A 6535-nucleotide genomic window follows, 5' to 3' on the forward strand; every position below is an offset into this window, starting at 1 on the left:
GCTTGGATATGCCAAGCTCGCATGGATACTGGGTATGGAAGTGGAAATTAAGAGCAAGCTTATTCCGAAAGCTCTACTTCCAGTACAGCCATTAGAAAAATATGAAGTACCCTACGACTTCTTAGAAAGTATCGCTTTTTATGATTAGATAAGAAATTGTGTCTTCTCTTGAAATAGTTGACATGAAGTAGATGTGTCTATAGATAAGACGGAGGGTATTTATAGAGGAGTGTTGGCGTTTCTACAGAGGAGTGAAGAGGTATTTATAGAGAGTTTTTGATAGTAGTAAGAGTTTCTATTTGAGATAGTTGTAGAGTTGGGGCTTTTGGCGTAGTTTGTTGCTATTAAATCTGTGATGGTGAGACGGTTGAGAATGAAAATAGGTGCTATGAGATTTAGCTTACATTGGATGCGTAGGCTACTCTTGGCATATATTGTTCTGAGTACCATTGCTGGTATCAACTGTCAAGTATCTGTCGCCCAGGTACGTTATCCTGTTCATGGGACGGTGCAAGTGCTTCCTCCCTATGGGCTGTATTATGCAATTATAAACAACCACCAACCTAAAATATCTGCTGACCCAGAAATATCATTGAAGGTTATTTAAAAAATAGTATGAGAAAGAGCAATCGTAAAATCGTGATTATTGGAGTAATTTTATCTGCACTATTTTTCTCTCTTGTCCATTTCAGGAGAGACATATTGAAAGCTCCAGTAGATTACTATCTGTTGCGGACTGATACGACAGGTGTAGGACCAAGAGGAAGATGGCAAATAGTCTTGACAAAAAATGCTCCTTATATGGAGAACAATATTCAAAGGTGCTTAGAAGATTATTTCTGGAATGTCGTTACACAAGACACCTTGGATTTGTATGAATACTATAGTTTGATTTATTATAGGGAGACAAAATATTTGACTCAAAATTTCAAAGAAGGAGATCAGTATGCTCCGTTATTTAGCCATTGGGACAATACGATGGATTGGCGAAATCACTATAAAGACAAGTTGGGAAAAATCGTATTTTGGAAGCGTGAAGATGGGACTGGATTTTATATTGTTGAGATTAAATCCTCGGGGCTTGGCTTTAAAATATTAGTCGATACTTTCAAGGAAAAAAGAACTTTTGAGAGCTTTGACAGCTACAAGGAGTTCTATATTAGAAAAAGAAAAGCTCTTGGGATTGAGAAAAAATAAATTTTGATAGCAAAATTTACTCGGAATAATAGAGCAGAGTGTTATTAATGTAGTTTGTTGCTGTTAAATTTGTGATGATGAGACAGTTGAGAGTAAAAATAGGTGCTATGAGGTTTAGCTTACGTAGAGTGTGCTGTCTAGCTTTGGTATGCCTCCTATTGAACTGTCTTGCAGGGAGGGGATATACTAGTACTATTGCTCAGATAACCGACTTCAATCGTGAGTGGTTGGATTCGGAATACCGATTGAGATTCAGCGGAGAGGGCAGTAGGTATGCTTTTGACGATGGAAAGGAGGTCTGGTATAAGAGTGCAGTTAAGCTGGACAGCTATTACAAGTCATTAGATAAGAACGGATATATCGCCCCATGGAATCTGATCCCTGTTGGCGAAAAGGATGTGGTGAAAGTCAGATGTTCGGATTCTTCATTGGATGCTACGACAGTTCGTTTTGTCTTGGAGAATGGTGATATAGTCCCAGCCAACTATGATAATACTAATCGTGAGTGGCGACTGGAGCTACCAAGTGTCGAGTCAGGTGAAGAGTATGCTGTATATGGGCTTGTCGAAGGTAAGACTGCCGGCAAGCTCCGCGTGATCAGCTATCAGAAGCAAAGACATGAAGTGACACTGGTTCAGACTAATGATTACGCTCCAGATGTGAAGGCAGTGGAGAGCGAGCTGAATGCAATCTATAATCCGATAGGAATTGCGTTCACTGTGCATACCGATACCCTGTTCAATAAGAGCTGGGATCTGAATGGTGATGGACTACTGAGCATAGAGGGCAAGACACTCTTTGGGAAGTCTGTGGATGTGAAAGAGAGTAAGGAGATGCGTGCTCTACAGCGTCTATACGCTTCGACTACGAAGCGAGAAGGCATCTGTATCTTCTCACTGGATGGAGAGCAGGGCGTGCATAAGTCTGGCTCACTGTTGGGAGAGATGCCTCGCAATAGTCGCTTTGGCTATGTCTTCACGAGTGGTTCACCAGACGTAAAGCAGCTTGCACACACCATAGCTCATGAGTTGGGACACGGACTCTTCACGCTTCAGCATACTTTCGATGACGAATACGGTGGAGATAATAGTCGTAGCAATACAGCTAATATTATGGACTACGGTACAGGTAACGAACTTGTCGCCTTCCAGTGGAACATCATGTCTAAACCTGCCGTGTTCACTGCTTTGGACAAAGCGGATGAAATACAATTGGAGGAAGACACGAAAATTTTATCAGGTTTATTTGCGGAAATGTGTAGACGAGGATCTGATTATGTTATTTTTGCGGTAGAAGGTTTTGGACGTAACATTGATAACACAGACAGTTTTATTCGAGAAATTCAAGAAGATGATTTTTTAACTATTTATTTGAAGTAATTGATTAACATGTATAAGATAATTAAGGTTTATAACAATGCAACGGTTCGTGTTGGTGATGGCAGATCATTTTTAATTAAAAGCATAGGGAAGAATATAGATGAAGTGTATTTATTGGACATAAATGGCGAAATCCAAAAGCAAATTAATTTTTTACATAATGAATTATCCTGGAAAAAGTTTATTTATAGAGAACAGTGGTTTGTGACTTATAATACAAAATCGCTTTTAAGTGATACGCTAAATGTTTTTTCGATAGACGGAGACCAGTTAGCATCAATCAAGGAGTTAGGTGGGTTCCCGACCATTTTTCCAGTAGGTGATAATAAAGTGTATTTAGCCCATAATAATTTAGTTCTCTATGATATGAAGTCATTTCAATTTGAGAATTTTGGGACACATGAATTAGGTAATAATCTGATATGTGAGGGGGTGAGTAATGAACTAATTTTTATGACCAAAGGCTGGCGAAAAGAATTAATTGCATTACGGGATAAGAATGGACAAGGACTAGAGGAAGTGTATAGAATAGATTTTTCTGAGAGTGATAAGTGGAATGGTATATTTGGAGATAAGGAAGAACTTGGCAGAGTGGAGTTTTTGAACTTATTCAAAGATGATATTTGGGTAACAACTCAGCAACGTCTTCATCGTATTAAGGCTTCTACAGGTCAAACTATAGAAATAAGGGATTATACGATTCCTAAGTTATTAATTGATGGGCATATGGGGTATTCTTTGAATCCAACTCGTTATCGTATTATGGATATGGAGCTTGGGAAAATACTTATGGATAGGAAAGTTGACAAATTTAGTGCAAATGGAGAAGAGTTTTCATGTCAATATCGGAGTTACCTTTTTTATGAAGGTTATATTTATGCCTCTATACGTTTGTCATGTGGATTGTTTGGAATAGTTGTATTTGACACTAGATCTGAGGTGGTTGTATGGCATGACATTTGGAGTAGTGACTCACCAATAAGATCGATTCATTTGATAGATGATCGACTAATTGCTGATAGCTTTGACGAAGTACGAATTTATGCTAGATGCGATTAAGAAGCAGCTTTGGGAACAAAAAGAAGTGATTATGTATGAAATAAGAATTGGTCGCAGTGGTATCCGGAAACAATCCGGAAACAATTCATTAGAGATATACAGGCTATTCAAAACTTAGAGGAATTGAAATGGGTATTTCATAAAACCTCAGGGGTCAATAAGGAGAACTTGAAAGAGAGGATATTATCAACCTTAAAGAAAGCTGATGGTACTCCAGTGGATGAAATTAATTTGATATGTGATGACCTCATCTCGCTAAACAAAATCCGCAAGACATTTGGGGACGATAACATAGAAGATGCAAAAAGTCTATTAAGAAAATTGGAGAATGACAAAATATTTGACATGATTTTTAATGTAGTAGAATAGTTATGTACAAACTAATAGAAAAAAGAAAAGACCGATATGGGTTTTATGTATGGGAGAAGTATTTCTCCTATTTAGTCAGGTCTAAAAAGGCATTACTGGTAGTCAAAAATCATCAAAATGAAGTTTTGTTCACATCCGAGGAAATGGCAATAAACCAGTATGCTATTATAGAAGATCAGGTTATTTATACTGGACCGGAGAACAACGTAACAAAAATCTATAACCTCAATACAAAAAAAGAGTTTGTTGTAGATACATATTTTTATGGATTAAATAAACTTCCCCAATATATAAAATCATCTATTTACTATCATATATTCGACTTTGTTCCCAACAATCAGTTCCTATATAATCTAAATACCAATCAAATCATTCCTCTGTCCATAGGAGAAATCAAAGGTAGTTTCGGAATAAATAATGATACTCATATTGTTACAGTAAAGGAAGGATGGGTATATTCGTATAGTAAAAATGATTTTTCCCTTCTGTGGCAGAAGGATATCGGAGAGATGACTCAGTACCGCTGGTTGTTTGGTACAATAGAAAGAGGTAATATTAGAGACATACATGAATACAAGGGTGATAGTGTTGTTGTCCTTACGGATATATTCATTGTGCGACTAAATATCAATACAGGAGATATTCTTTATTTACAACGACTTCCCCGTGGTCTGATATCTATCTCTATCATTGATAACAAAGCATACGGTTGTTATGCGTCCAGTTATATGGAGGTTGATTTGGATAATGGTGAGGTGATTAATTACATTGAGATGGATAAACTTGAATATCAAGGTGAAAAGTACGATGCAGAGATGGGCTTAAACCGCCTTTATGCTGGGTATCTCTACCATGGGATGAGACTCGAAGGTGGGGTGTTTGCGATAGGAGCCATTAATATTAACACAGGTATCCGAGAATGGGCGAATGTACTGGGTGTCCATTCGGTGCTTGAGATTCAATTTCATCAGAATAGAATGTATATTGCAGATTCAGGCAGAAATCTATACATTTATGAGAAGTCAAATACAACATTATAAAATTACTATATCTAAACAAAAGTACAGGACATTGGTCAAGCGACGTTATGAAACTTGAATAATAGAATATATGGACTTCGATGGAGTGAAGTTGCGGAGTTTTAAGTCGATGTTATTATTTTGAATAATAGGTAATTACATAGTGTAATAAAATATAGAATTAACGATAAAAATAAAAACGACTGAATTGGTCTGGAAATGTAAGATGCACTAAAAAGTTTAGAGAGGGATAAAAATAGATGAGACGGAATAGACATACAAAACTATTTAGCTTGTGCGTAATGCATAAGCTACTCTTTGCGTGTATTATTCTGAATACCATCGTTGGTCTCAACTGTCAAGTAGCTGTTGCGCAGGTACGTTATCCTGTTCATGGGACGGTGCAAGTGCTTCCTCCCTATGGGCTGTATTTGTCTGACTATTATGGTGGTAGCCAGGATCGCCTTGTCGTGACACTTCTCAATCGAGACTTGGAGCAGCCGTTGTTACAGGCACGTTTGCGAGTACGGGTGAAAAACGGGATGAACTTCAGCCTTGAGTCTCGTGACGAGATCGTCTATCCTATCCTTGAGCTGACCCCCAATGTTCCTCTCCGCCTCACTTCTATAGATATAGCTCCATATCTACAACCTGACCACATCCGTCTGAGTGGTCGATTAGATAACGGCCGTCTACCAGTGGGTATGACAGAGTTCTCAGTACAGGTTGTAGAATACCATACTGGTCGTCCTCTGTCAGCATGGCATACTGGGAGAGCTTGGTTAGATATCAAAAATCCACCAATTCTCAATTATCCTCGCCCCAATGAGGTTATTCCTTATCACGAGCCCTTTACTCAGGTACAGTTCCAATGGATGCCACGTCATCAGGGAGTATCGGGTACCGAATACGAGTTTGTGCTAAAAGAACTGCCCGATAATGGTATAGCTCCTCAGTCTGCATTTGCCTATGGTATAGAGATCTACCGTACCAGACAGCGACAGACAGGCCTCTCCTATAGTGTCATGCAGCCACTGTCAATATAAATAGAATAAGTAATTCATAGAGATAATGTTAAAGAGCGAAAAGAAAAAATATGTTTTTAAGCAATTAGATCAGTTGCTCAAGCCACAAGGGTATCGTGCAACTAAGACGGGTGGGGCCCCCTACTATATGTTGGATAAAGATAATGCGAAATATAAGTTTTATCTTAACTTTAGTGATATGGGAGATTTATATTTCTCAAAATATTATATTGAATTAAAAGAAGTGACGAAAATACTAAAGCGAGTATTTGATTTAGACAATCCTTTGATCGATTTTAGACAAGCGAATATTCATCCAACCATTAATGACAAAAGCAAAAATCCATTTATCTACAAAATAATTGACAATTACCGTGAACTAAAGATATTTACCGATTGGGTAATAGACTATTTAGAAAACGATGGTAAGCAATTTATTGAGACATATTCCTATCTGCCAAATGTGCTAAAAAGAATGGATGAACTT

General features: G+C 37.8%; 6 protein-coding genes. All 6 read left to right on the plus strand.

Annotated elements, in window-relative coordinates; genetic code table 11:
* Window positions 1-615 precede the first annotated feature (615 nt).
* A complete protein-coding gene (locus tag A3GK_RS0109750; protein ID WP_018029264.1) occupies window positions 616-1197 on the plus strand; it encodes a hypothetical protein in 582 nt (193 codons plus the stop codon).
* 74 nt (window positions 1198-1271) lie between these two features.
* Window positions 1272-2576, plus strand: coding sequence for a zinc metalloprotease (locus A3GK_RS0109755; RefSeq protein WP_018029265.1), 1305 nt, complete (start codon window positions 1272-1274; stop codon window positions 2574-2576).
* A gap of 9 nt (window positions 2577-2585) precedes the next feature.
* The gene (locus tag A3GK_RS0109760) at window positions 2586-3635 is read left to right on the plus strand and encodes a hypothetical protein (protein WP_018029266.1); all 1050 of its coding nucleotides are present in this window, start codon (window positions 2586-2588) and stop codon (window positions 3633-3635) included.
* Window positions 3636-4006: 371 nt separating this feature from the next.
* Entirely contained in the window at window positions 4007-5044 is a 1038-nt protein-coding gene (locus A3GK_RS0109775; RefSeq protein ID WP_018029269.1) for a PQQ-binding-like beta-propeller repeat protein, read from the plus strand.
* Between the two features lie 239 nt (window positions 5045-5283).
* Window positions 5284-6069: a hypothetical protein gene (locus A3GK_RS0109780; RefSeq protein ID WP_155799518.1), complete on the plus strand. Its 786-nt coding sequence runs from the start codon at window positions 5284-5286 to the stop codon at window positions 6067-6069.
* A gap of 25 nt (window positions 6070-6094) precedes the next feature.
* On the plus strand, window positions 6095-6535 hold a 441-nt coding region (locus tag A3GK_RS10845), incomplete at its 3' end, for a hypothetical protein (RefSeq protein ID WP_040576158.1).

Origin of the sequence: Porphyromonas somerae DSM 23386 (assembly GCF_000372405.1) — a bacterium.
In the GTDB taxonomy this organism is placed as follows: domain Bacteria; phylum Bacteroidota; class Bacteroidia; order Bacteroidales; family Porphyromonadaceae; genus Porphyromonas_A; species Porphyromonas_A somerae.